General features: G+C 62.7%; 19 protein-coding genes. 12 read left to right on the forward strand and 7 right to left on the reverse strand.

The window, feature by feature from the left end:
* Positions 1-86 precede the first annotated feature (86 nt).
* Genes CH268_RS04380 through CH268_RS04405 form a run of 6 tightly spaced genes read left to right on the forward strand, consistent with a single transcriptional unit; the run spans position 87 to position 8,213 of the window.
* Positions 87-1,784 (forward strand): FAD-dependent monooxygenase, encoded by a 1,698-nt coding sequence (locus CH268_RS04380; protein ID WP_094662568.1) that lies wholly within the window; start codon positions 87-89, stop codon positions 1,782-1,784.
* Positions 1,781-3,892, forward strand: a complete 2,112-nt coding sequence (locus CH268_RS04385; protein WP_094662570.1) for an acetate--CoA ligase family protein — start codon at positions 1,781-1,783, stop codon at positions 3,890-3,892. The genes CH268_RS04380 and CH268_RS04385 overlap by 4 nt, the downstream gene beginning before the upstream one ends.
* Entirely contained in the window at positions 3,892-5,577 is a 1,686-nt protein-coding gene (locus CH268_RS04390) for a (2,3-dihydroxybenzoyl)adenylate synthase (protein ID WP_094662572.1), read from the forward strand. Before CH268_RS04385 ends, CH268_RS04390 begins: the two co-directional genes overlap by 1 nt.
* Entirely contained in the window at positions 5,574-6,650 is a 1,077-nt protein-coding gene (locus CH268_RS04395) for a cupin domain-containing protein (RefSeq protein ID WP_037150292.1), read from the forward strand. The genes CH268_RS04390 and CH268_RS04395 overlap by 4 nt, the downstream gene beginning before the upstream one ends.
* Positions 6,651-6,656: 6 nt before the next feature.
* Positions 6,657-7,484: a fumarylacetoacetate hydrolase family protein gene (locus tag CH268_RS04400; RefSeq protein ID WP_094662574.1), complete on the forward strand. Its 828-nt coding sequence runs from the start codon at positions 6,657-6,659 to the stop codon at positions 7,482-7,484.
* Positions 7,485-7,496: 12 nt separating this feature from the next.
* On the forward strand, positions 7,497-8,213 hold the full coding sequence (locus CH268_RS04405; protein WP_094662576.1) for a maleylpyruvate isomerase family mycothiol-dependent enzyme: 717 nt from the start codon (positions 7,497-7,499) through the stop codon (positions 8,211-8,213).
* A gap of 9 nt (positions 8,214-8,222) precedes the next feature.
* Here the strand turns inward: CH268_RS04405 and CH268_RS04410 are convergent, their stop codons facing one another.
* Positions 8,223-8,750, reverse strand: coding sequence for a PadR family transcriptional regulator (locus CH268_RS04410; RefSeq protein WP_094662578.1), 528 nt, complete (start codon positions 8,748-8,750; stop codon positions 8,223-8,225).
* 102 nt (positions 8,751-8,852) lie between these two features.
* On the opposite strand from CH268_RS04410, the gene CH268_RS04415 reads away from it, so the two are divergent.
* Positions 8,853-9,464 (forward strand): isochorismatase family cysteine hydrolase, encoded by a 612-nt coding sequence (locus CH268_RS04415; protein ID WP_094662580.1) that lies wholly within the window; start codon positions 8,853-8,855, stop codon positions 9,462-9,464.
* The gene (locus tag CH268_RS04420) at positions 9,461-10,441 is read left to right on the forward strand and encodes an NADPH:quinone reductase (RefSeq protein ID WP_094662582.1); all 981 of its coding nucleotides are present in this window, start codon (positions 9,461-9,463) and stop codon (positions 10,439-10,441) included. The genes CH268_RS04415 and CH268_RS04420 overlap by 4 nt, the downstream gene beginning before the upstream one ends.
* On the opposite strand, the gene CH268_RS04425 is transcribed toward CH268_RS04420, so the two are convergent.
* The 5 genes from CH268_RS04425 to CH268_RS04445 all read right to left on the reverse strand — a co-directional run bounded on the left by CH268_RS04425 (position 10,442) and on the right by CH268_RS04445 (position 16,511).
* On the reverse strand, positions 10,442-11,488 hold the full coding sequence (locus tag CH268_RS04425; protein WP_369597496.1) for an LLM class flavin-dependent oxidoreductase: 1,047 nt from the start codon (positions 11,486-11,488) through the stop codon (positions 10,442-10,444). It lies immediately after the preceding gene.
* Between the two features lie 25 nt (positions 11,489-11,513).
* The gene (locus CH268_RS04430; RefSeq protein WP_057479467.1) at positions 11,514-12,287 is read right to left on the reverse strand and encodes an SDR family oxidoreductase; all 774 of its coding nucleotides are present in this window, start codon (positions 12,285-12,287) and stop codon (positions 11,514-11,516) included.
* 45 nt (positions 12,288-12,332) lie between these two features.
* The gene (locus tag CH268_RS04435) at positions 12,333-13,382 is read right to left on the reverse strand and encodes a 2,3-butanediol dehydrogenase (protein WP_094662584.1); all 1,050 of its coding nucleotides are present in this window, start codon (positions 13,380-13,382) and stop codon (positions 12,333-12,335) included.
* 37 nt (positions 13,383-13,419) lie between these two features.
* A complete protein-coding gene (locus CH268_RS04440; RefSeq protein WP_094662610.1) occupies positions 13,420-14,790 on the reverse strand; it encodes an NAD-dependent succinate-semialdehyde dehydrogenase in 1,371 nt (456 codons plus the stop codon).
* 89 nt (positions 14,791-14,879) lie between these two features.
* Positions 14,880-16,511, reverse strand: a complete 1,632-nt coding sequence (locus tag CH268_RS04445; protein ID WP_094662586.1) for a flavin-containing monooxygenase — start codon at positions 16,509-16,511, stop codon at positions 14,880-14,882.
* A 221-nt stretch (positions 16,512-16,732) separates the two neighbouring features.
* Here CH268_RS04445 and CH268_RS04450 point away from each other — a divergent pair, with 221 nt between their 5' ends.
* Positions 16,733-18,457, forward strand: coding sequence for a sigma-54-dependent Fis family transcriptional regulator (locus CH268_RS04450; protein WP_176457840.1), 1,725 nt, complete (start codon positions 16,733-16,735; stop codon positions 18,455-18,457).
* Between the two features lie 7 nt (positions 18,458-18,464).
* On the opposite strand, the gene CH268_RS04455 is transcribed toward CH268_RS04450, so the two are convergent.
* Positions 18,465-19,361, reverse strand: a complete 897-nt coding sequence (locus CH268_RS04455) for a LysR family transcriptional regulator (protein WP_094662590.1) — start codon at positions 19,359-19,361, stop codon at positions 18,465-18,467.
* An 87-nt stretch (positions 19,362-19,448) separates the two neighbouring features.
* Here CH268_RS04455 and CH268_RS04460 point away from each other — a divergent pair, with 87 nt between their 5' ends.
* The 3 genes from CH268_RS04460 to fabG are packed head-to-tail and all read left to right on the forward strand — an operon-like array spanning position 19,449 to position 22,598.
* Positions 19,449-20,627 (forward strand): acyl-CoA dehydrogenase family protein, encoded by a 1,179-nt coding sequence (locus CH268_RS04460; RefSeq protein ID WP_094662592.1) that lies wholly within the window; start codon positions 19,449-19,451, stop codon positions 20,625-20,627.
* Entirely contained in the window at positions 20,624-21,838 is a 1,215-nt protein-coding gene (locus CH268_RS04465) for a CaiB/BaiF CoA transferase family protein (RefSeq protein ID WP_094662594.1), read from the forward strand. The genes CH268_RS04460 and CH268_RS04465 overlap by 4 nt, the downstream gene beginning before the upstream one ends.
* A gap of 31 nt (positions 21,839-21,869) precedes the next feature.
* Positions 21,870-22,598 carry a 3-oxoacyl-ACP reductase FabG gene (gene fabG / locus CH268_RS04470; RefSeq protein ID WP_094662596.1) on the forward strand — a complete coding sequence of 243 codons (729 nt, stop codon included), beginning with the start codon at positions 21,870-21,872 and terminating at the stop codon, positions 22,596-22,598.
* Positions 22,599-22,640: the final 42 nt, after the last annotated feature.

Genomic DNA, 22,640 nt, shown 5'->3' on the forward strand with positions numbered 1-22,640 from the left:
TATATTGACTTTGGGTAGTTTTATGACACACAATAAATTGGTCGCCCGAGATCCGGGCCCTCACTCCACGCTAGGGGCCGACATCGATGTCCATCCCAGAACAACACCGAACAGCCGCTTCGACGCCGCTCCGAATTGCGTGCATCGGAGGCGGCCCAGGCGGTCTCTTCACCGCAATCGCGTTGGCGCACAGTGCACCCGACGCGACGGTCGAGGTTTTCGAGCGAAACCACGAGAGCGACGTATTCGGCTTCGGTGTCGTATTCTCCGATGCCACGCTCGACAACATCGATCGAGTCGACCCCATTCTGCGTGACACTCTTGCCGATCACGGCCGCCATTGGGACAGCATCGAAGTCCACGCCAAAGGGGAGGTCACTGCGGCCGGGGGCAACGGCATGTCCGCCGTGCATCGTCGGGTGTTGCTCGGTGCACTTCGGCACCGTGCTCTCGAATTGGCCGCGAAACTGCACTACTCGACCACCGCATCTGTGCAATCGCTCGACGAGGACGGCGGGTACGACCTGATTGTCGCAGCCGACGGCACCAACTCCGCTTCGCGAGATTCGTTCGCGGCGGACCTGGACCATTCGGTCGAAGAAGCAACAGTGAAGTTTATCTGGTTCGGCACGACGTTTCAATTCGACGGCCTGACCTTTCTGCACAAGCAGTCCGAGCATGGAAATTTCGCCGTGCACGCATACCCGATCGGATCCGATCTGAGTACGTTCATCGTCGAGACCGACGAAGATACCTGGCGCAGAGCCGGTCTGGACGGATTCGACATGTCGTCCCCTCCTGGGGAGTCCGATGCCGTGTCCCAGCGTTACCTGGAGGAGTTGTTCGCCGATCGCATCGACGGTGCGAAGCTGGTGGCGAACAATTCGCGTTGGGCGAACTTCAAAACTCGCCGCACCGCGCGTTGGCACAGCCGGACCGAACGAGGAACGCCTGTGGTGTTCCTCGGCGACGCCATGCACACTGCCCACTTCTCGGTCGGGTCGGGAACAAAGATGGCCATGGAGGATGCAGCCGTTCTCGCGCAGACCGTCGCCGAACACGCGTCCGATCTCGATGCGGCTCTGTCGGAGTTCGAGCATATTCGGCGTCCCCAGGTGGCCAAGGTCCAGAATTCGTCGGTTCCCAGCCTCGCGTGGTGGGACCACTTCGGGGAGTACTACCGCGAACTGGAACCGTGGCAGTTCGGGTTCCATTTCTTTACGCGGTCCATCTCCGCCGAGAAGATTCGAGTTCGAGACCCGCAGTTCGTCGAGGTTGCCGAACGCGCCTGGCACGAACACCACGGTGCCGCAACGCTCGAGACTCCTCTGAAAGCAGGGGCAGTCGCGCTCGACTCGCGGCTTCTCTCCGTCACCGCTGGCACGGCTGACTCCGTGACACTCACCGACGGCACGTCGATTCTCGTTGCGAACCAGGCTGCGCACGAAGCCGAGCCACTGTTCTCGGCACCCGACTCCGACCGCACCGCTCTGGACGAAGACTCTCTCTCACGCCTCGACGAGCTGTGTGCTGGCGGACCGGGGGCCGTGATCATCAAAGGGGGAACCGAGTTGTCGCGGGTACTGGCCTCGGAGTACGTACGGCTGCAACACCACGTCGCGGCGATCGTAATCGAGCAGCAATCGTCTGTCCGCTCCCGCCGCGCGGTCGACCGAAAAGATTGTGCAGCAACACTGGTCCTGTCCGGCCGCGCTGATGCGGTCGCTTTCGACACGCTGGACGAATCCGAGAGCGCCGCTGCACCGTCGAGGTCGGAACTATGACAACGACTCACGTTCCGCTGTCTGTCCCGGGCGCGGAAGATGCTGCAGATTCCCTCTCCGCGCTGTTCAGTCCAACGTCGATTGCGGTGTTCGGTGCCTCGAGTGCACCCGAAAAGCTCGGCTCGGTGATGCTCGCCGCCATCGACAGAGGAAGCCGCGGCGCTGTCACTACGTACGGAATCAATCCACGCGGTACCGCCGAGGGATTCAGCACGTCGATCGCAGACGCAGTTCGATCCCACGGCACAGCAATAGATCTGGCGGTTCTGTGCATTCCTGCCGCTGCGACCCCCGCAGCGCTGCAGGAAGCGGCCGACGCCGGGGTGCGGGCAGCGTTGATCTGTTCCGGTGGCTTCGCCGAGGCCGGCGACGACGGCATCGAGCTGCAACGCCGGCTGAAGGACATCACGTCCGAAACCGGCATCCGATTGCTCGGTCCCAATACATCCGGCTTCTTTCGTCCCGGTCATTCCACGGTCAGCTTCGTCCCGACTGTCGAACACATCGCCGCGGGTACGGTCGCCGTCGTCGCAGCGAGTGGTGGCATGAACCACGCACTGTCGTTCCTGTTGTCCGAGAACGGCATCGGTGTGGGCCTCGGTGTCGGTCTCGGAAACAGCGTGGACGTCACGAATGTCGACGTGCTGCGCTACCTCCAGCACGACGATGCGATCACGGCAATCGCATTGCACGTCGAGTCCGTCGAAGACGGCCGCGCACTGTTGTCGGCGGTCGCAGACGTGAGTGCAGTGAAACCGGTGGTGGCCATCGTGGTGGGTCGAAGTGATGTCTCCGCGTTCTCGGAGTCCCACACAGGTGCGCTCGCCACGTCCTGGCGGGCCACGCGCGCACTGCTCACCGAAGCGGGTGCCGTGGTCGCCGAGGACGAACGCCACTTGGTCGACGCGCTCGCCGTACTCGCCCGTACGCGTCTGCCCGCTTCTGCCTCTCCAGGAATAGGACTCGTCACTGCGCAGGCGGGGCCCGGCCTGATGATTCTGGATGCGCTGTTGGCCGGGGGAGTGCGTGTTCCGACGCTCTCCGATGCGACACAGCGTCGGCTGTCCGACCTGCTGCCGCCGTTGACCTATCAGGCAAATCCCGTCGACACCGGCAGGCCGGCGGCCACCTTCGCAGACGTCCTCCAGGCCACCGCGGACGACCCGGAAGTCGACGCGCTGGCCGTGTACGCCCTGGCAGAACCCGATGCGATCGATCTTGCCGACGCTGTCGGAAAGTCGTCGGTGCACAAGGGATTGCCTGTCGTGCTCGGTATCGGCGGACCGAGAGAGGCGGTGTCCGTAGCTACCGTCTCCGCCGCAATCCTCGACCTGCCGGTGCTCTCGAGCCCGACGTCGTTGGCCAACGGCGTGCGCGCCCTCGTCGACGACGCAAAGCTCCGTTACGGTCGGGTGCGTACCGAGGCGTTCGTACCTCCCACCGGACCTTCCATCACGCTTCCTGTCGACGAGGCGGAAGGCAAGGACTTGCTCGACGCGTTGGGTATTCGTACGCCCGATCGGCGTGTGGCCCACACCAGAGAGGATGCGCACCGAGCGCTCGCGGAACTCGAGCATCCCGTCGCAGTCAAAATTCTCGACGCGTCGGTGCTGCACAAGACCGAGATCGGCGGCGTCCACCTGTTTGTTCGTACGACCAAAGAGTTGGACACCGCACTGGACGCCCTCGATTCGATCGAAGCGCCGGCATACCTGCTCGAAGCCATGGCCGGATCCGGCGTCGATCTTTTCCTCGGTGTGCGTAGAGACGAGGTGTTCGGGCCGATCGTCGTGGCCGGCTTGGGTGGGACCGCGGCAGAGGCAATCGGCGACGTGGCCATCCGCAGTGGTGAGCTCACGCTGTCCGCTGCGACGGCGATGCTCGACGATCTCCACACGGCCGCTCTCCTGCATGGATGGCGCGGAGGACCGAGCCTTGACAGAAACGAGTTCGGCCGCGCAGCAGTCGCGTTGGCGGCCTACGTCTCGAATCACGACGAGATCGGCGATCTCGAAATCAATCCGTTGCGACTGACCTCGGACGGTCTGATCGCGCTCGACGCCGTCGTCGTCGGGGCCGGACGCACTGCTACAGAAGGAGATCGGTGATGAGTACCCGGACCCCCGTCTCGATCGACGGTGTCGTGCCGTGGCCTGCCGACGATGCTCGCCGTTATCGCGAGGCCGGGTATTGGAGCGGTCGATCGTTGGGCTCGCACATCGTGGAGCAGGTCGAACTGCATCCAGACGCCGAGGCGCTGGTCGACGGCTCGATCAGGTTGACGTACCGCCAACTGTGGGACCGGTCGGCCTCGATGGCGCAAGCTTTGTTGAATCTCGAGGTGACGCCCGGTGACAGAATTGTTCTGCAACTTCCCAATTCGTGGGAGTTCGTCGCTCTCACACTGGGGTGCTTCCGCATCGGTGCCGTGCCGGTGATGGCGCTGCCAGCTCACCGACGACACGAGCTGACGCACCTGGCGGAACTGTCGGACGCGGTGGCCATCGTGGTCGCAGACACCGACAAGGACACCGACCTGAGGTCCACCGCCCAGGAGGTTGCCGCCGAAGTTCCGTCCGTTCGCGCGGTGCTGGTCCATGGAGAGCTGTCGACCGATGAAAATGCTACGACTCCCGAGTTCAGCCTGGCGGATGCATCCACGACAATTCCCTCGTTCTCCGATGACGAGTACGACCCCGCAGGTGAGGATGTTGCGTGCTTCCTGTTGTCCGGTGGGACGACCGGGCTGCCCAAACTGATCGTTCGTACCCATGACGACTACGCCTACAACATCATCCGCTGCAACGCGATCTCCGAAATAACCTCGGACACCGTGTATCTTGGTGCGCTACCGAGTAGTCACAATTTCCCGTTGGCCTGTCCTGGAATTCTGGGCACCTTGTTCGCGGGTGGACGCACGGTGATGCTTCCGTCGGCGAGACCGGATCGGGCATTGCACGCGATCGACAGCGAGTCGGTCACCGTGGCGACGGTGGTACCCGCGGTGGCCCAATCCTGGATCGAGTATCAGCGTGAGCATGGCACCTTGACCGGATCCAGCTTGAAAGTTCTCCAGGTCGGCGGTTCGCGGATGCCGGACGAGCTGGCAGCGCGAGTGGAACCGGTCTTGGGTGCACGCCTTCAGCAGGTCTTCGGGATGGCGGAAGGCCTGATCAACATGACCCGATTGAACGACGACCTCGAGGTCATCACCAACACTCAAGGGCGGCCGGTCAGCGAGGCCGACGAGATCGCTGTTGTCGACGAGCTCGGAGAGCCTGTCGGCGACGGAACTCCCGGAGCGCTACTGACCCGCGGTCCGTACACCCCACGCGGCTACTTCCGCGCGCCCGAGCACAACTCTCGTGCCTTCACTGCGGACGGGTGGTACGCCAGTGGCGACATCGTGATCCGCCGACCCGACGGGAACCTCGTCGTAGCAGGTCGCGACAAGGACATGATCAATCGCGGCGGCGAAAAGATCTCGGCCGAGGAAGTGGAGAACTTCGCCTACCAGGTCGCCGGCATCGAGATGGCTGCGGCCGTGGCCATGCCGGACCCAGTCCTGGGCGAGCGCCTGTGCCTGTACGTCTCCGTTACCGCGGGTGCCCACGTGACTCTGGACGACGTTCTCGCGGTGATGAATTCCGCGGGTGTCGCTCGGTTCAAACTCCCCGAGCGGTTGGTGGTCGTGGATGCGATACCGACCACAAAAGTAGGCAAGTTGGACAAGAAGGCAATGCGTGAGGACATCCGCACACGACTCGACGCAGATCAGGAAGGCAACCGATGACCGACACCGAAGTGCACCCCGAAGACCCCGCACTCGAGCAGCTCTACCGTGACTTCGAGTCCGAGAATCTCATGCCGCTGTGGACCCAGCTCGGCGACTTGATGCCGATGTCACCGAAATCCAAAGCTGTTCCCTTCGTGTGGAAGTGGTCGACGCTGTACCCGTTGGCGCAGCGCGCAGGCGATCTCGTTGCCGTCGGTCGAGGTGGTGAGCGTCGCGCCATCGCGCTGGCCAACCCCGGCCTGGCGGGAGTTCCGTACATCACTCCCACGCTGTGGGCGGCCATCCAATATCTCGGGCCCAAAGAGGTGGCACCGGAACATCGCCACGCGCAGAACGCATTCCGCTTCGTCGTCGAGGGCGAAGGGGTGTGGACCGTGGTCAACGGCGACCCCGTCGCCATGCGGCGCGGCGACTTCCTGCTCACCCCGGGTTGGAACTTCCACGGGCACCACAACGAGACCGATCAGCCCATGGCCTGGATCGACGGACTCGACATTCCGTTCGTTCATTACACCGACACCGGCTTCTTCGAGTTCGGGTCCGAGAACGTCACCGACGATTCGACACCGGACATCTCTCGGTCCGAGCGTCTGTGGGCTCATCCGGGCCTGCGTCCGCTCGTCGGGCTCGACAGCAAATCCAGTTCGCCGATCGCCGCGTACCGGTGGGAGCACACCGACGCGGCGTTGAAGGCACAGTTGGACCTCGAGGACGAGGGATTCGCGGCGACCACCGAACCGGGTCATGCCGCGGTTCGCTACACCAATCCCACCAACGGCGGTGACGTCATGCCGACGATCCGCGCCGAGTTCCACCGACTTCGTCAGGGTGCGCACACCCGACCCCGACGTGACGTCGGCTCGACGGTGTACCAGGTGTTCGAGGGGAGCGGACGGTTCGTTCTCGCAGGCGAACAGCGTTCGGTGTCGAAGGGCGACATGATCGTCGTCCCGTCATGGACGGAATGGTCCATCGAAGCCGACACACAGTTCGACCTTTTCGCGTTCTCGGACGCACCGATCGTCGAAAAGCTGCACTTTGCCCGCACAGTATTTTCCGAAGGAGCCTGACCCGCCATGAAACTCGCTACTCTGCGCCGAAACGGCACCACTACCGCAGTGCGCGTCGACAGCGACGACTCTGCCACCGTCATCGACGGCTACGTCGATCTGTCCGCCCTTCTGGACGAAGCGAACTGGCGTGAACTGGCCGAGAATGCGCACGGGGAACAGCTCCGATTGGACGATGCGGATTACGCTCCCGTGGTTCCGCGTCCGGGCAAGATCATCTGCGTCGGGTTGAACTACGCGAACCACATCAAGGAAATGGGCCGCGAGCTCCCCGAGTATCCGACGCTCTTCGCCAAGTTCCGTGAAGCACTGACGGGCCCGTACGACGACGTCGTTGTCCCGAGTTACGCAGCAGCACAGTTAGATTGGGAAGGAGAGCTGGCCTTCGTCGTCGGCAAGCAGGCTTACCAAGTGGCCGAGGCCGATGCCGAGCAATACATTGCGGGCTACTCGATCATGAACGATTACACGATGCGGGACTACCAGTACCGCACACTGCAGTGGGACCAGGGCAAGACGTTCGAGAAGACCAGCGGCTTCGGCCCCTTCCTCACCACGACGGATTCGTACACCTTCGGCGGCACACTCGAGACGACGTTGGAGGGGAAAGTCATGCAGACGACCACCACCGACGACCTCGTGTTCACGCCTGCAAAGCTGGTCGAGTACATCTCGCACATCGTGACTTTGCAGCCGGGAGACGTCGTGATCACCGGTACCCCGGGAGGCGTCGGACATGCCCGCAAGCCTGGCGTCTACATCCAGGATGGGCAGACTGTCGAGGTGGCCATCGACGGTCTCGGCTCGGTCCGCAACAAGACCATCGTCAAGTAAGGCGCGTTCGAGGTGACCTTTCACGACATGTCGCTCGTCGAGCGGCTTCTGATCGCCCGGCGCGGTACCTCGTATTTCGCTCAGCGGCTCTCCGAGCTCACCGATTCCGAACTCGACGGCGAGACCCTGCTGGCGGGATGGACCAGACGCCACCTGGTTGCGCACGTCGGCTACAACGCTGCGGCTTTGTGCAGATTGATGGACTGGGCGTCGTCGGGTGTGGAGACGCCGATGTACGAGTCACCGCAGCAGCGTGGCCGTGAGATCGACGAGGGTGCCACGCTGTCGGCCGCAGCTCTCCGAAACCTGTTCGATCACACGGTTGCTCGGCTCGACGAGAAGTGGCGAACTGCGTCCGAGTCGGCGTGGGCGGCCGAGGTCAGGACGGCTCAGGGCCGCACGGTCCCAGCGTCGGAAACGATCTGGATGCGGACCCGCGAAGTGTGGATCCACGCAGTGGATCTCGGCAACGGTGGGCGGTTCGCGGACTTTCCCGAGGTGGTGAAAGAGGGCTTGCTCAGCGACATCGTCGGGATGTGGCGCAAGAAGAGTGAGGGAAGTGGGTTGGTCCTGGCAGTGGACGGACGCGAGCCGGTCGCAGTGACCGACGACGCGACGACCACTACGGTCAGCGGTGGACTCGAAGCAGTGACCAGGTGGGCGGCAGGGCGTGGATCGATCGGTTCGACGGTCGACGGCGCGATAGACGAACCGCCTCGGTGGCTGTGAGACGGCAGATCAGTGACGCGGAGCAGAACCGTCGAGTACCGAGGTGAGCCAGGCTCGCTCCGCGCGGCTCGTTTCGCGCGCGACGAGCAATAGCCCACGCCGGTAGACGTCGGTAACCTCTTCGGCTCGAACGGTTCGATCCTCGTCGTAGAAGAAGCTGGCCGGCTGCTCCAGGAAGTCCAGTCTTCGGCGCAGCACCGAGTGCTGTTCCTCGACCGACGGTACGAGGGACAAGAAGGTCAACACCACGATGAATCGCGAGAAGTCCGAGACTTCGTTGGCTTGTGGATCTCGCAGACGTGCCACCAATGCCTCTCGCCCGTCGCCGGTGATGGTCAGCACGTAACGCGCCGGGCCTGCGCCGGGTTCGGAACGTCGTTCGATCAAACCGTCCCGATGCAGGCGTTTGATCGCCGGATACAGCGTGCCGTCGCTCACCGGCCTTGCGTACCCCGTCAGTTGGACGACCCGCCGCTTGAGTTCGTATCCGTGCAATGGCCCTTCGGACAGAAACCCGAGGATGGTGAGTTCCAACATGCAGCCATTGTGACAGAACTACCTCTTTTCGATGTGTACATCGAAACGAGGTACAGTTGGCGTGTACCGACGGCTTGCCTCTCCTCCTCTGTAAGGGCTTTGATGACTACCACTTTCGATCTCGAACACACCGCGCTGGTTCTTGTGGATCTGCAGAACGACAACGTCCATGTGGACGGTGCATATGCCTCGTTCGGCGCGGCCGATCACGCACAGCACCAGAACCTCGAAGAGCACGTGCGCGAGCTGCTGGCCTTCGCTCGCGAGAAATCCATCCCGGTGATCCACAATCACATCGTGTCTCTGCCCGGCCGGCCCTTCGGCGGGAGCAACGCCCCGATCTTCAAGCTGATCGGACCGGACTCGCTGAAGCTCGGTTCCTGGGGAGCGGCGGCGCTCGACGGTCTCGAAGCGCGGGAAGACGAGCCGGTCCTGATTCGAAACCGTATGAGCGCATTTAATGGCACCATGCTGGACACACTCCTTCGCAACCTGGGAGTGACGGATGTGCTCGTAGCGGGCGTCTGGACGAACATGGCTGTCGAGCACAGTGTTCGGGACGCTGCCGACCATGGCTACCGTCCGATTCTTGTCACCGATGCGACCTCGAGCCTCAGTGAGGAATGGCAGCATGCGGCCGAAAGCTTCGCACTGACCAACATCTCCGAGTTCGCAACCACGGCAGAGGTTCTCGCGCAGACCGCAACCGCATGATCGCCGCGTGGTACGACTCGCAAGGGCCGGCCCAGGATGTTCTGCAGCTCGGAGAACTTGCGACGCCCCGTCCTGGGCCGGGGGAGGTGCGAGTCCGACTGTCGTTGTCCTCGATCAATCCCGGTGATACCAAGAAGCGACGCGGATGGCTGGGGTCATCGATGACCTATCCGCGGGTCGTGCCACACAGCGACGGTTCAGGAATCGTCGACGCTGTCGGTTCGGGTGTCGAGCAGTCGCGCGTGGGGGAGCGCGTCTGGGTATTCGGTGCGCAGTCGTATCGGGCATTCGGAACAGCTGCACAGTTCACCGTCGTGCCCGAATGGCAGGCGATTGCACTGCCGGATTCCGTAGCGACCGAAGTGGCTGCTTGCCTGGGAATTCCGGGCATCACTGCCCACCGCGCAGTGTTCGGCGACGGAAGTGTCGAGGGAAAAACTGTTCTGGTCCAGGGAGTACTGGGCGGTGTGGGGTCGTTGGCTGCTCAGCTCGCGCGGTGGAAGGGTGCGACGGTAATCGGAACAGTGCGCACTGCCGCGGATCTCGAGCAGGCTCGGGCGTCAGGAACGGATATGGCTGTCGCACTGGATGATCCGAACGCAGCACTTCAGGTACGTGAGTTCGCCGGAGGTGGTGTCGACCGCATCGTGGAAGTTGCGTTCTCGGAGAACATCGATTTCGATGCCGCAGTGGCGAAGAACGACACCGTGATCGCCGCGTACGGTACCCGAGAGGATCGTCCCAGCCTGCCGTTCTGGCCGATGTTGTTCGACAACGTCACCATTCGGCTGCTGGGTAGCGACGATTTCTCGCGGGAGGTGAAGATGATGGCTGCCCGCGACCTCACCGAAGCCGTGTCGGTCGGAGCCATGTCCATCTCCGTGGACGACCCTATGCCTCTCGACCGAATCGCCGACGCTCACGACCGAGTCGACGCGGGCACTCGGTCGAGAGTTGTCCTGCAGATACCGGAGTGATCAACCACCCAGCTTGCGGGTGACCTCGGGAATGACTTTGTCGGCGATGTATTGGATTCGAGCTGAACCGGATTCGACGGACTCGCCGGGCAACTGAGCCCAGTAGTGGAAGTCGCGAATCTGGGGAAAGTCGGTGGCCATGGTCACCAGTTCGTCGACCGCCATCGAGGCATCCATGAGTTTGTAGGCACCGGCATCGAGTAAATGCTGCGGGCTGTCGAACGACGACGGCTGATCGGGGCCCTCGAACGAGCCCCACTCGATGTACTTGTTCATCTGGTAGAGCGCGTGCTCGCCGATCTCGGCCCACGTGCGTTCCGGATCCTCGGCCACCACCGTCCACTGGCTGGCGTAGATGCGGGCATCGTCCACACTCTTCCCGTGCCGCTCGATCGACTGCTGGTAGTCCGTGAAGTGTGCGTTTTGAAGTGTGATCACGCCGTCTGCGAGACGAGCGGCGCGATCGATTCCCACCGGAGACTGAGCGCCGATCAGGATCCTCGGGGCCGTCTCGGGTAGCGGGGTCACCGGCAACGCAGGTACCGAGAATCTCTTGCCCTCGTAGGCCTCGCCGGTGCCTGCCCAGGCATGCCGAATCACAGCGATGGCATCCTCGAGAAGACTGGGGCGCTGCTTCACTTTTCGCCCGAACGCCGCGAATTCCTTCTCGTGGTAGCCGAGTCCCAATCCCAGCTCGAATCGGTTGTCGGTGAGGAACGAGAGCGCGGCAGCATCCTCGGCCAGACGCATCGGTTCGTGCAGTCCTGCCACGATGATGTTGGTACCAATGCGCATTGTCTTCGTCCGAGCACCGATCGCGGCAGCAACGACCAGGGGAGACGATGCGTAATCGTCCTCGGCGAAATGATGCTCGCTCAACCATGCCGACCCGAAGCCGAGTGATTCGGCCCAGACGACCTGGTCCACCGATTCCCTGTAGAGAGAGCCTAGTGGCTTTCGCCATTGCTCCGGATTGCGAAAGTCATACCACAAACCGAACGTTGGAACCTGGTAGTTCGATGCAGACGGGTTGAGCGAGTTCATCATTCCTCCACGTTGAGTAAGGCGAACATCAAACGAAAAGCATGCCGCCGTCGATGAGGGCGGACTGTCCTGTCATGTAATTGGAGTCGGGTCCGGCCAGGTACGAGACGTACGCCGCGACATCATCGCCGGTCGAGACGCGGCCCAGGGTGATGCCGGCAGCCATTGCCTTCATCGACTCGCCCTTCCCGACACCGTTGATGGCACCGAGGTCGCGGTCTACCTCGACCCACATGTTGGTATCCACGATGCCGGGGCAGTAGGCGTTGACGGTGATGCCGTGTTCCGCCCACTCCTGTGCGGCTGCCTGGGTCAGCGCGCGGACACCGAACTTGGTCGAGCTGTAGATGCCGAGCAACGCAAATCCCTTGTGGCCGGCGATCGACGAGGCCCCGATAATCTTTCCGCCGTGCCCCTGCTTGATCATCTGACGAGCTGCTTCGGTGTAGCAGAGGAAGATGCCGCGGCCGTTGACAGCGTGGAGGCGATCGTATTCCTCCGGCGTCACGTCGAGAAGTGCTTTCGTTTGCGCGATTCCGGCGTTGGCGACCAGGATGTCGAGTGATCCCAGCTGTTCGGCGGTGTCGGTCATCAATGCCCGCACCGAATCGGGATCGCTGACGTCGCCGGTCAGCGCGGCTGTCTTGACTCCGTGTGCTGCGACCTCGCTGCGAGTTTTCTCCAGCTCCTCCGACATCGAAGGCAGGTCGGACAGTGCGATGTCGTGTCCGTCCTGCGCGAGGCGCAGCGCGATGGCCTTGCCGATTCCGCGTGCCGAGCCGGTGATGTGTGCGACGGTCATGGTCGTCTCCTGAATCGTGTTGTGTGAGCTGTGAAGTGGTGAATGTCAGGCTGTCGGATCGACGAGGAGCTTCATCTTGCGTCCGGCCCGCAGTTCCTCGAACCCGCCGTCGACGACGTCTCCGAGAGCGATCGTGTCGACCCACCCCGTGGTGTCGTAGTGCCCCTTGGCCATCAGGTCGATCACCGAGCGGTAGTCGTCGCTGGTGTAGCAGATGGTCCCCTGAATGCGCCGCTCGCGTAAAACGAGGTTGATCAGGGGTGTCGAGAGCGGCTTGTCGTAGATCGCCACACTGATCAAGGGGCGACGCTCGCCGACACAGTCCAGTGCCGACTCGACTGCGGGAGCTACGCCGGCTGCGTCGAACGCGGCGTCGACGCCGTCTCCGTCGGTGCGATCGGCGATGAGGGCGGGAACGTCGACCGACATCGGATCGAGGGTGCGAGCCCCGAGGGCTTCGATGGACCTACGGCGAGTTTCCGAGGGTTCGACGACATCGATCTCGGTCAATCCCATGCCGCGCAACGCAAACCAGATGCCGATGCCGATGGGGCCGGCGCCGTAGACCAGTGCGCGGCTCTGGTCGCCGACCTCGCCCAGTACGGCTGCGTGATAGGCCACCGACATGGGTTCGACCAACGCCCCCATCTCGACCGGAATCGAATCCGGAAGCTTGTGAACCTGGTTGCAGGGAACCACCGTGTACTCGGCCATCCCGCCGTCGGCCATCAAACCGTGGAAGCCGATCGATTTGCACAGGTTGTACTGGCCGTTGCGACACGGGCGGCATTCGCCGCAGCGGTAGATGGGTTCGATGGTGACCGCATCACCCTCGGCGACGTCGTCGACGCCCGCTCCGACAGCGGTCACAATGCCCGAGAACTCGTGCCCGAGAACCACCGGCATGGCTTTGTGAGTCAACGGATGCGGGTCGGACGGCGGGATGAAGATAGGACCGTCGTAGAACTCGTGAAGATCGGTGCCGCAGATACCGTTACGGGACACGCGGATCTTGACCTGCCCCGGACCGGCTTCGGGCTCGGGCACGTCTTCAATCTCTACCTTGTGATTGCCGTAGTACACAGCTGCGCGCATGGTTCTTCTCCTGAGATTAGTTGATGCAGTTGACGAGTCAGAGGGTGCGAACGAGCTTCTTGTTCGCGAATTCGTCGAGCCCGAATCGACCGAGCTCTCGGCCGATGCCGGAAGTCTTGACTCCGCCGAACGGCATGTCGGGCGCGCTCTTGATGGTGGTGTTGATGCCGACCATGCCGACGTCCAGTCGGTCGGCGACGTACGCAGCTTCAGTGTCGTCCGTGGTGAACACGGCACTTCCGAGGCCGAACGGGGAATCGTTGGCGAGATCGATTGCGGCGTCGGTCGAGTCGACCTTGTGCAGCACAGCAACCGGACCGAACAGTTCCTCCCGATATGCCCGCATGTCCGGGGTGACACCGGAAAGCACGGTCGCGGGGTAATACGCGCCGTCGCCGTCGGGGACGGATCCACCGAGGTGCACCGTGGCACCCTTCGAGACGGCATCCGCGACCTGCTCTGCGATTTCGTCGCGTCCGCCGATGGACGACATCGGACCCAGTCGCGTCGCGGGATCCGTCGGGTCGCCCATCGTCCAGGACTGCGCCGCCGACACGAACCCATCGAGGAAGTCGTCCCACACCGAGGCGTCGACAATCATTCGCTTGGACGACGTGCATGCTTGGCCCGCGTTGCCGAACCGGCCGGGGACGGCCGCGGCGACCGCATCACCGAGGTCTGCGTCGGCGAGCACAATGAACGGGTCCGATCCACCGAGTTCGAGCACGGCCTTCTTCATGTACTTCCCGGCGAGTTGCCCGATGATGCTGCCTGCGCGTTCCGAACCGGTGAGCGATACGCCCTGTATGCGCGGATCGGCGATGAGATCCGCGATCTGGTCGCTGGCGGCAAAAATGTTCTGGTACACACCCTCGGGGCTTCCTGCATCACGCAGCATCGACTCGATGGCCAACGCTTGCTGTGGGCAGTTGCTTGCATGTTTGAGAAGGATCGTGTTGCCCAGCAAGAGGTTCGGAGCGACGAATCGCGCGACTTGGTAGTACGGGAAATTCCAGGGCATGACGCCGACGAGTGCTCCGATAGGTGCCGTACGCACCAGTGCCCGTCCGGAACCGGCAATGTCGAGTTCCTCGTCCGCGAGCAGGTCCTGACCCTTGGTCGCGTAATACTCGAAGATCGACGCCGAGAGCTTCACTTCGCCGCGGGCCTGAGCGATCGGCTTGCCCATCTCGAGTGTCATCAGCTCGGCGAGTACGGTTTCGCGCTCCCGATGCAGATCGGCGACGCGCTGAAGAATCGCAGCGCGTTCGGCCACTCCGGTGGTCCGCCACGTTCGATACGCGCTGTCGGCGGCGGAGAGCGATGCCATGACCTGCTGGTCCGACAGGGTCTCGAACTTCGCCACGATGGCGCCTGTAGTGGGATCGGTGCTTGCGTACTTGCTCATCGGCATGTCTTTCGTTGCAGGACGCCGGCCGGGCGACCGGTGTGGGTCACCCGGCCGGCGTGGTCGATGCAGTGTCCTCGAGGGAGGGGTCAGGCAGGTTCGAGCGCGTCCGATTGCGTCAAGAAGCTCGGGTAGCCTGATGCCTTTTCGTTGTCGAGGACCGAGCGATATTCCTTGATGCCGCCGAGGTAGAACATGACCGTGCGCTTCTTGCCGGGGATGTTGGCACCGAAGATCCACGACGCAGCCTTCGGGAAGAGCGTCTGGTCGGCGATGTCGGCGCAGATGTCGGTCCATTCGGTCTCGATGTTCGGCTTCGCCTCGATCCAGCCCATGGAGTTCTTCTCGATGGCCCCGATGGTGTCGGAGATCCACTCGACCTGCGTCTCGATCGAAGGCGGCAGGTTCGTGAACGGTCCGTTGGGGCCGAGGATCATGAACATGTTCGGGAAGCCGGTGGTGGCCATTCCGAGGTAACTGGTCGGCCCGTCCTGCCAGTGCTCTTTCAGACTTTCGTTGTTGCGCCCGCGGATGTCGACCTTGACGTAATTGCCGTCGACAGCGTCGAAGCCAGTGGCACAGATCAACACGTCGAGCTCGTGGAGCACGCCGTCCTCGGTGACAATGCCGTCGGCCGTCAGCTCGCGGATGGGGTTCTCGCCCACGTGTACGAGAGAGACGTTGTCTCGGTTGAACGTTTCGTACAGTCCCGAGTCGCACAGGGGTCGGCGAGCGTAGAGATCTGTGGGCGTCAATTTGCGCCGGGTCTCCGGATCCTTGACGATCTCCGCGATCTTGCCCCGAATGAACTTCGCCGCTTCCTCGTTCGCTTCTGGATTGGTAGCGATGTCGCAGAACGTCTCGAACATGAAACGGAAGCCACCGCCCTCGTCCCATGTCCGCTGAAAGATCTGCTGGCGCTCCTCGTCGGAAACGCTGAACGTCTCGACCTCACTTTCGACGAATCCCATTGCAACACTGGAGTTACGGACCTGGTCCCAGTTGGCCTCGAAGTTCTCCTTCTGGCGGGCCAACTCTTCGTTGGACAGCACCCGGTTGCCGGCGGGAACGCTGTACTGAGGGGTGCGCTGGAACGAGGTCAGATGTCCGGCGATCGGTGCGACAGCTGTGATCACCTGACCGCCTGTCGATCCGTTGCCGATGACACCGACGCGCTTGCCCGTCAGATCCAAATCCTCGGGCCACGCACCGGTGTGCACCAACCGGCCCTCGAAGTTGTCGATACCGGGGAAGTTGGGCACGTTCGTCGCTGAGAGCAGTCCGAGGCCGTTGACGAGGTACTTGGCCTTGTAGGTGACTCCGCGGTCGGTGGTGACGGTCCAGATGCCGGCGGCCTCGTCGAAGCGGGCCGCGGTCATGGTGGTCTCGAGCGCAACGTCTTCGCGCAGCGAGTAGCGGTCGACGACACCGTTGAGGTACTCCAAGATCTGGGGCTGACGGACGAACTTGGTGTTCCAGGTGGTCTGGTCGTACAGGTCGCGGTCGAACGAGTACTGGTAGACGAAGCTCTCCGAATCCGACAGGGCACCCGGGTACTTGTTCCAGAACCAGGTGCCGCCGACACCGGAAGCCTTGTCGATCGCGATGGCGGTCAGGCCGAGTTCACGCCGTAGCTTGTAGAGCATGTAGATCCCGCCGAAGCCGCATCCGACGACAAGCGCGTCGATCTCACGGATCTGATCGGGTTCGTGTGACGCCATGTGATTGCTCCTCCGGTCTCGCGACCTATGTGGTGTAGTTCACTTCCTCTGGTCACAATGGTGAGGTGGGGCACAGGTGTCTGGTGTGTGCCAATCTGGAACACCCGGATATGTGGGCTCTGAACTGCAGTTATGCTCGCGCAGTAGCAATGGCGTGATGATTGTTGCGACTTGTGAGTGTTCAGGTTGCGTATGAACGAATGGTTAGAGGGCGAGAACCTATGAGCGATGCGGTGCGCGAGGCAAAGCGGCATCTGATGCGCGCAGGCCTGCTGTCCGGTGCTCCTGACGAGGGGGTTGTTCCGGACCTGATTTTGAGGAGCTGGCGTCGCTCGATCGGCAACAGCGCTGACGCGACGATGCCGTCGCAGAAGTTCGACGAGATCGATACCGACTCGATCCTGCGCCGCGCGGCAGATCCGGTACTCGACCGCTGGCAGGACCAGCTCGTGGACACCGGCACAACGCTGTTCCTCAGTGACCGTGCCGGCAGTATCGTGGCCAGGCGCGCAAGCGATCGGGGACTGCAGCGAAAGCTAGATCGGGTCAATGCGGCAGAAGGGTTCGACTACTCGGAAGACTCGATCGGAACCAACGGTCTCGGTACCTCGATGATCGAAGGCCGAGCGGTGTATATCGAAGGTAGCCAACACTTCAACGAGTCGCTGTCCGTACTGGCGTGCGCGGCCGTTCCGGTTTACACGCCGTCGGGTCTGGTGATCGGATCGGTGTCGCTCGGGGGACCGTTGGCCACTGCGAGTTCGCTGATGGTCACCCTGACCAAGGAAATCGGTCAGCAGATCGAAGAACGACTGAAGGCGGCTGCACGACCGCAGGACCTTGCTTTGGCAATGTCGTTCATGCGCTACGCCAACTCTCGTCGTCCCACGGTCATCATGGACCGAGAGACGCTGCTGGCGAATACACCCGGGTTGCCCTATGTGAGCGTCGATTCGCATGTAGTTCTCTGGGATCGCCTCAGCGCACACAATTGGGCGCTCGCGAACACAGCTCGCTGGGATATCGACGCAGGCGCGGTGGCAGTCACAGCTCGTCGAGTCGTCGAGGGAGCACGCGACTACTACGTGCTGCACTTCGCTCCCGTTCCTCGAGACGAGGTTCCGACGGCCGGTCCCAGCGGTCCGCGCACGCACGTCGATGTTGCTTCCCGGGAGGCAGTCAAGGCAGCCGTGACGGTGATCGACGGTCCGCGTGGATCCGGTCGTGCATCTCGTGCACTGGATGTGCGGGCCGGTCTGGGAGGAGGCCGAGAACTCGAGGTCGTCATTCTGTCCACAGACACCGCAACACCCTGGTCCGCTGTGGCTGACCTCCTCGGCGGCGGCCGTGACGTCCTCGTACGAAGACTGGAATCGGTGCGGGATCACGAAGCCGGTCCGGTCGCTGCGCTGGTGCAGGATCACCGCGAGGCCGTCGCCGCAGGTCGGCGGAATCGCCTGTTCATCACCACCTGTGCCGAAGCGTCCTCACCGGAAGTCGCTGCACTGGTGAAGCATTGGGGCATCGACGCCAGGACGGAGGCCCTCGCCGACGCACCGGATCGCATCCCGGGGCTGGTCCGCAGCATTCTCGATCAGGTGGACACAACTCGGCGGCATTCGATGTCGCCGACAGCCCTGCAGTCGTTGATGCAGTGGGATTGGCCCGGCAATATCGCGGAATTGACGGCGACCGTGACCACCCTGGCTTCGAGCGTGACGGCGTCGGTGATCGAACGCCACCACCTTCCTGAGCACCTGCAACGGGCTCCCGCACGTCGAAAGATGACGATGATGGAATCGGCGGAGCGCGATGCCATCGTCGAGGCAATGGACCGCGCTGGTGGGAACAAGTCGGTGGCGGCAGAGCTACTCGGGATCGGCCGAACGACCCTCTATCGCCGTTTACGTCAGCTCGGGTTGGACGATGGTGAGGCGTCACTGTAGGTGCCGCTCACGAGTCGCCCTCGTCGAGAGCGACAACCTTGTTCAGTACCACGCGCAGCGCTGGGTTGGTGTTGTCTCGGCGCCACGCGGCTCGCATGTCCACGTCTGCTGTGGTGTCGTCCAGAGGAACGAACACTACGTGCGGATCGGTGACGTTGCTGGCTACGGAGGAAAGTGTCAGGTGGCACCCCACCTCGGCGGATACCAGAGCGAGGGCGGTCTGGGTGTCGGGCGCGATCTGAACGACGTCGGGGACGAAACCGTGCGCGTCGGCCAAGCGGCGTAGTCGATCGGGGAGTACCGATCCTTCGTGCAATGGCAACGACACGAAGTGTTCCTGGGCCAGTTGTTCGATTCCGATGTGTCGTGCATCGGCCAGAGGATGTGTGTCGGCGAACGCGACGACGAGGTGGTCGGGCATCACGACCTGGGACTCGACGGTGGACGGAATGACGTCCCATCTACCGAGCGCGATGTCAGTGTCCCCGCTCAGAAGCCTCTTCATGGCCGGCTGAGCGAAGTTTTGGCTCGAGAGTTCGAGTTCGATACCCGGGTGCTGCGATCGAACGAGTCGAGCCAGTCTGGCGACCATGCGGTGTGTCGACACACCCGCGAACGCGATCCGCACGAGTCCGGTCTCGCCGCCGTCGGCCGATACGACCGCGTTCTCAGCGGTGCGCATCGCTTCGAGCACTGCCCGGGCGGGATCTATCAAGGCCTGGCCGCTGGCAGTCAGTTTCACCGAACGGGTGTTTCGGTCGAACAGGGTGGCACCGAGGTATTTCTCGAGCTGCTTGATGGTGCGACTCAACGGCGGCTGCGCGACGTGCAGACGCGCGGCCGCACGTCCGAAGTGGAGCTCCTCGGCCACCGCGAGGAACGCGCGAAGCTGTTCGACGTCCACTCGAGCTCCTTTGTTGCCAAAATTGTCAAAACAGAAGTACCAATTAAGTATTGGACTGATGGTAATGCAGTAACCGATAGTTGTCCCATGGATACGCTGAATCCCGATGTACCGGATGACGTCTTCGCGGACGTGCTGAAGCAGATCTCGCATTTCGTTCGGTCACGTGTCGTGTCGCGTGAACTCGAGATCATGAACACCGATTCGATTCCCGACGATCTGCGGAAACAGTCTGCCGAGATGGGGCTGTTCGGCTACGCGATTCCGCAGGAGTGGGGCGGGCTGGGTCTCAATCTGATCCAGGACGTCGAGTTTGCGATGGAACTCGGCTACACCTCGCTGTCGCTGCGCTCGATGTTCGGTACCAACAACGGGATCGCCGGGCAGGTGCTCGTTGGCTTCGGTACCGAGGAGCAGAAGTCGAAGTGGTTGCCGGGCATGGCAACCGGCGACATCGTCGCCTCCTTCGCGCTGACCGAGGACGGGGCTGGTTCCAATCCGGCGGGTCTGAGGACGACCGCGAAGGTGGATGGCACCGGGTGGGTCATTAACGGCAGCAAGCGCTACATCACCAATGCGCCGATCGCGAACATGTTCGTCGTCTTCGCCAAGTTGGATCCGAAACCGAAGAGCGGCAACGGCATCGCGGTATTTCTGGTTCCCGCCGACACGGCGGGAATCGAGGTGGGTGTCAAGGACGCGAAGATGGGGCAGCAGGGCTCCGGCACCGCCGATGTGAACTTCACCGACGTGCGGGTCGAAGCCGACGCATTGGTTGGCGGTACCGGCGACATCGGGTACAAGGCGGCGATGACGTCGTTGGCGCGGGGGCGGGTGCACATCGCGGCGCTGGCCGTCGGTCAGGCGCAGCGTGCCTTGGACGAATCCGTGTCCTATGCCGCGGCCTCGACTCAGGGCGGCGAGCCGATCGGGAACTTCCAGCTGGTGCAGGCCATGATCGCTGATCAGCAGGTCGGTGTGATGGCGGGCCGGGCGATGGTGCGTGAGGCTGCGCGGGCGTGGGTGCAGGAGACCGATCGGCGTATCGCCCCGTCGGCGGTGAAGCTGTTCTGTACCGAAATGGTCGGCAAGGTTGCCGATCTCGCTGTCCAGATCCACGGCGGTGCCGGATACATGCGTGAGGTGCCGGTCGAACGCATCTACCGTGATGTACGGCTTCTTCGGCTGTACGAGGGCACGAGCGAGATTCAGCGGTTGATCGTCGGCGGCGGCCTGATCAGGGCCGAACAGAAGCGCAGCTCGTGAACGCACCACTCGAAGGCTTCACCGTTGTCGCGATAGAGCAGGCCGTCGCAGCACCGCTCGCCACCCGAAATCTTGCCGATCTGGGTGCTCGTGTCATCAAGGTCGAACGCACCGACGGTGGAGACCTGGCGCGGGGCTACGACCATGCCGTCCACGGCACCGGAGCGCACTTCGTGTGGCTCAACCGGGGCAAGGAATCACTTGCGGTGGATCTGAAGTCTGTGGAGGGACGCCAGATCGTTCGGGGCCTCATCGACCGAGCCGACGTGTTCGTACAGAACCTTGCCCCTGGTGCGGCAGAGCGTCTCGGCTTCGGTGCCGACGAATTGCGCACAGCGAACCCGCAACTGGTAGTGGTGAACATGTCCGGGTTCGGCAGAGGTGGTCCCATGCAGGACCGGAAATCCTACGACATGCTGATCCAAGCCGAATCGGGCCTGATCTCCATCACCGGAACACCGGACGAGCCTGCCAAGACCGGAATACCCACCGCCGACATCGCCACCGGAATGTACTGCGCACAATCGATTCTCGCGGCGTTGCTGCGGCGCGGACGAACCGGCGAGGGTGCGACCATCGATGTCTCCATGCTCGATTCGACCGTGGAGTGGATGGGTCACGCGATGTACTCGCAAATGTACACCGGTACGCAACCTCAGCGCATGGGAGTCAGCCACAGTTCGATCGCGCCCTACGACGCCTATCCGACGCTCGATGGGCAGATCCTGATCGGTGTGCAGAACGACCGTGGCTGGCGCACGCTCGTCTCGGACGTACTGGGCGTCCCCGAGCTGGCGGACGATCTACGTTTCGCGACGAACGTTCTACGCGTGCAGAACCGCGCGGAGTGCGACGGTGTCGTCGCCGCTCGCACATCGCTTTTCACGACCGTCGACCTGGACACGAAACTGGCGTCGGCCGGCATTCCTGCGGCACAGGTAAAGCAGATGGATCAGGTCGTTGCCCACCCCCAACTGGTCGAGCGTGACCGCTGGCGCACGGTCGGCACCGAACACGCCACAGCACAGGCGCTACTCCCGCCGGCCACATTCGCCGATCACGAAGCACCGATGGGCGATGTTCCCGCACTGGGCCAGCACACCCGCGCGTTGCTGATGGAATCCGGTAAAGACTCCGACGAAACAGACATCATTCTGCGCCAGGGAATTGCCGTACAGAACTCAGCTTTCGATGCCGACTTCGCCCGATGAGAGTCGGCACCAACACAGAACAGGACATTTCATGATTTCAGGACGTACAGCCGTCATCACCGGTGGTGCACAGGGCATCGGTCTGGCCATCGCCACGATGTTCGCGGAGAACGGCGCAAATATCGTCATCGGTGATCTCGACGAAGCGAAGGCCAAGGAAGCTGCGGATGCCCTGCCCTCCGCCGCAATCGGCGTCCGATGCAATGTCACGTCCGCCTCCGACGTGCAGGCCCTGGTGGACGCCGCCGTTGCGTCGTTCGGATCGATCGACGTCATGGTCAACAATGCGGGGATCACCCGCGACGCGACGATGCGGAAAATGACAGAGGAGCAGTTCGATCAGGTGATCGACGTGCACCTGAAGGGGTGTTGGAATGGCACGAGAATTGCTGCAGGCGTCATGCGCGAGAACGGTGGGGGATCGATCATCAACCTCTCGTCGATCTCGGCGAAGGTCGGCTTCGTAGGACAGAGCAACTACTCGGCGGCCAAGGCCGGGATTGTGGGTCTGTCCAAGGCCGCGGCGAAAGAGGTTGCGCACCTTGGTGTTCGGGTCAACGTCATTCAGCCGGGACTGATCAAGACGGCGATGACCGAGGCCATGCCGCAGAAGGCGTGGGATCAGAAGATGTCGGAAATTCCGATGCAGCGTGCGGGGGACCCGCGTGAGGTTGCCTCGGTGGCGTTGTTCTACGCGTCGGATCTGTCGTCCTACATGACCGGCACCGTCTCCGAGGTCACCGGCGGACGCTACATGTAGCACTCGATTCCATCTCTCGTAACCCATTCCGCTCTGATAAGG

It is taken from the genome of Rhodococcus sp. 06-1460-1B (genome assembly GCF_002258475.1).
Classification (GTDB): domain Bacteria; phylum Actinomycetota; class Actinomycetes; order Mycobacteriales; family Mycobacteriaceae; genus Rhodococcoides; species Rhodococcoides fascians.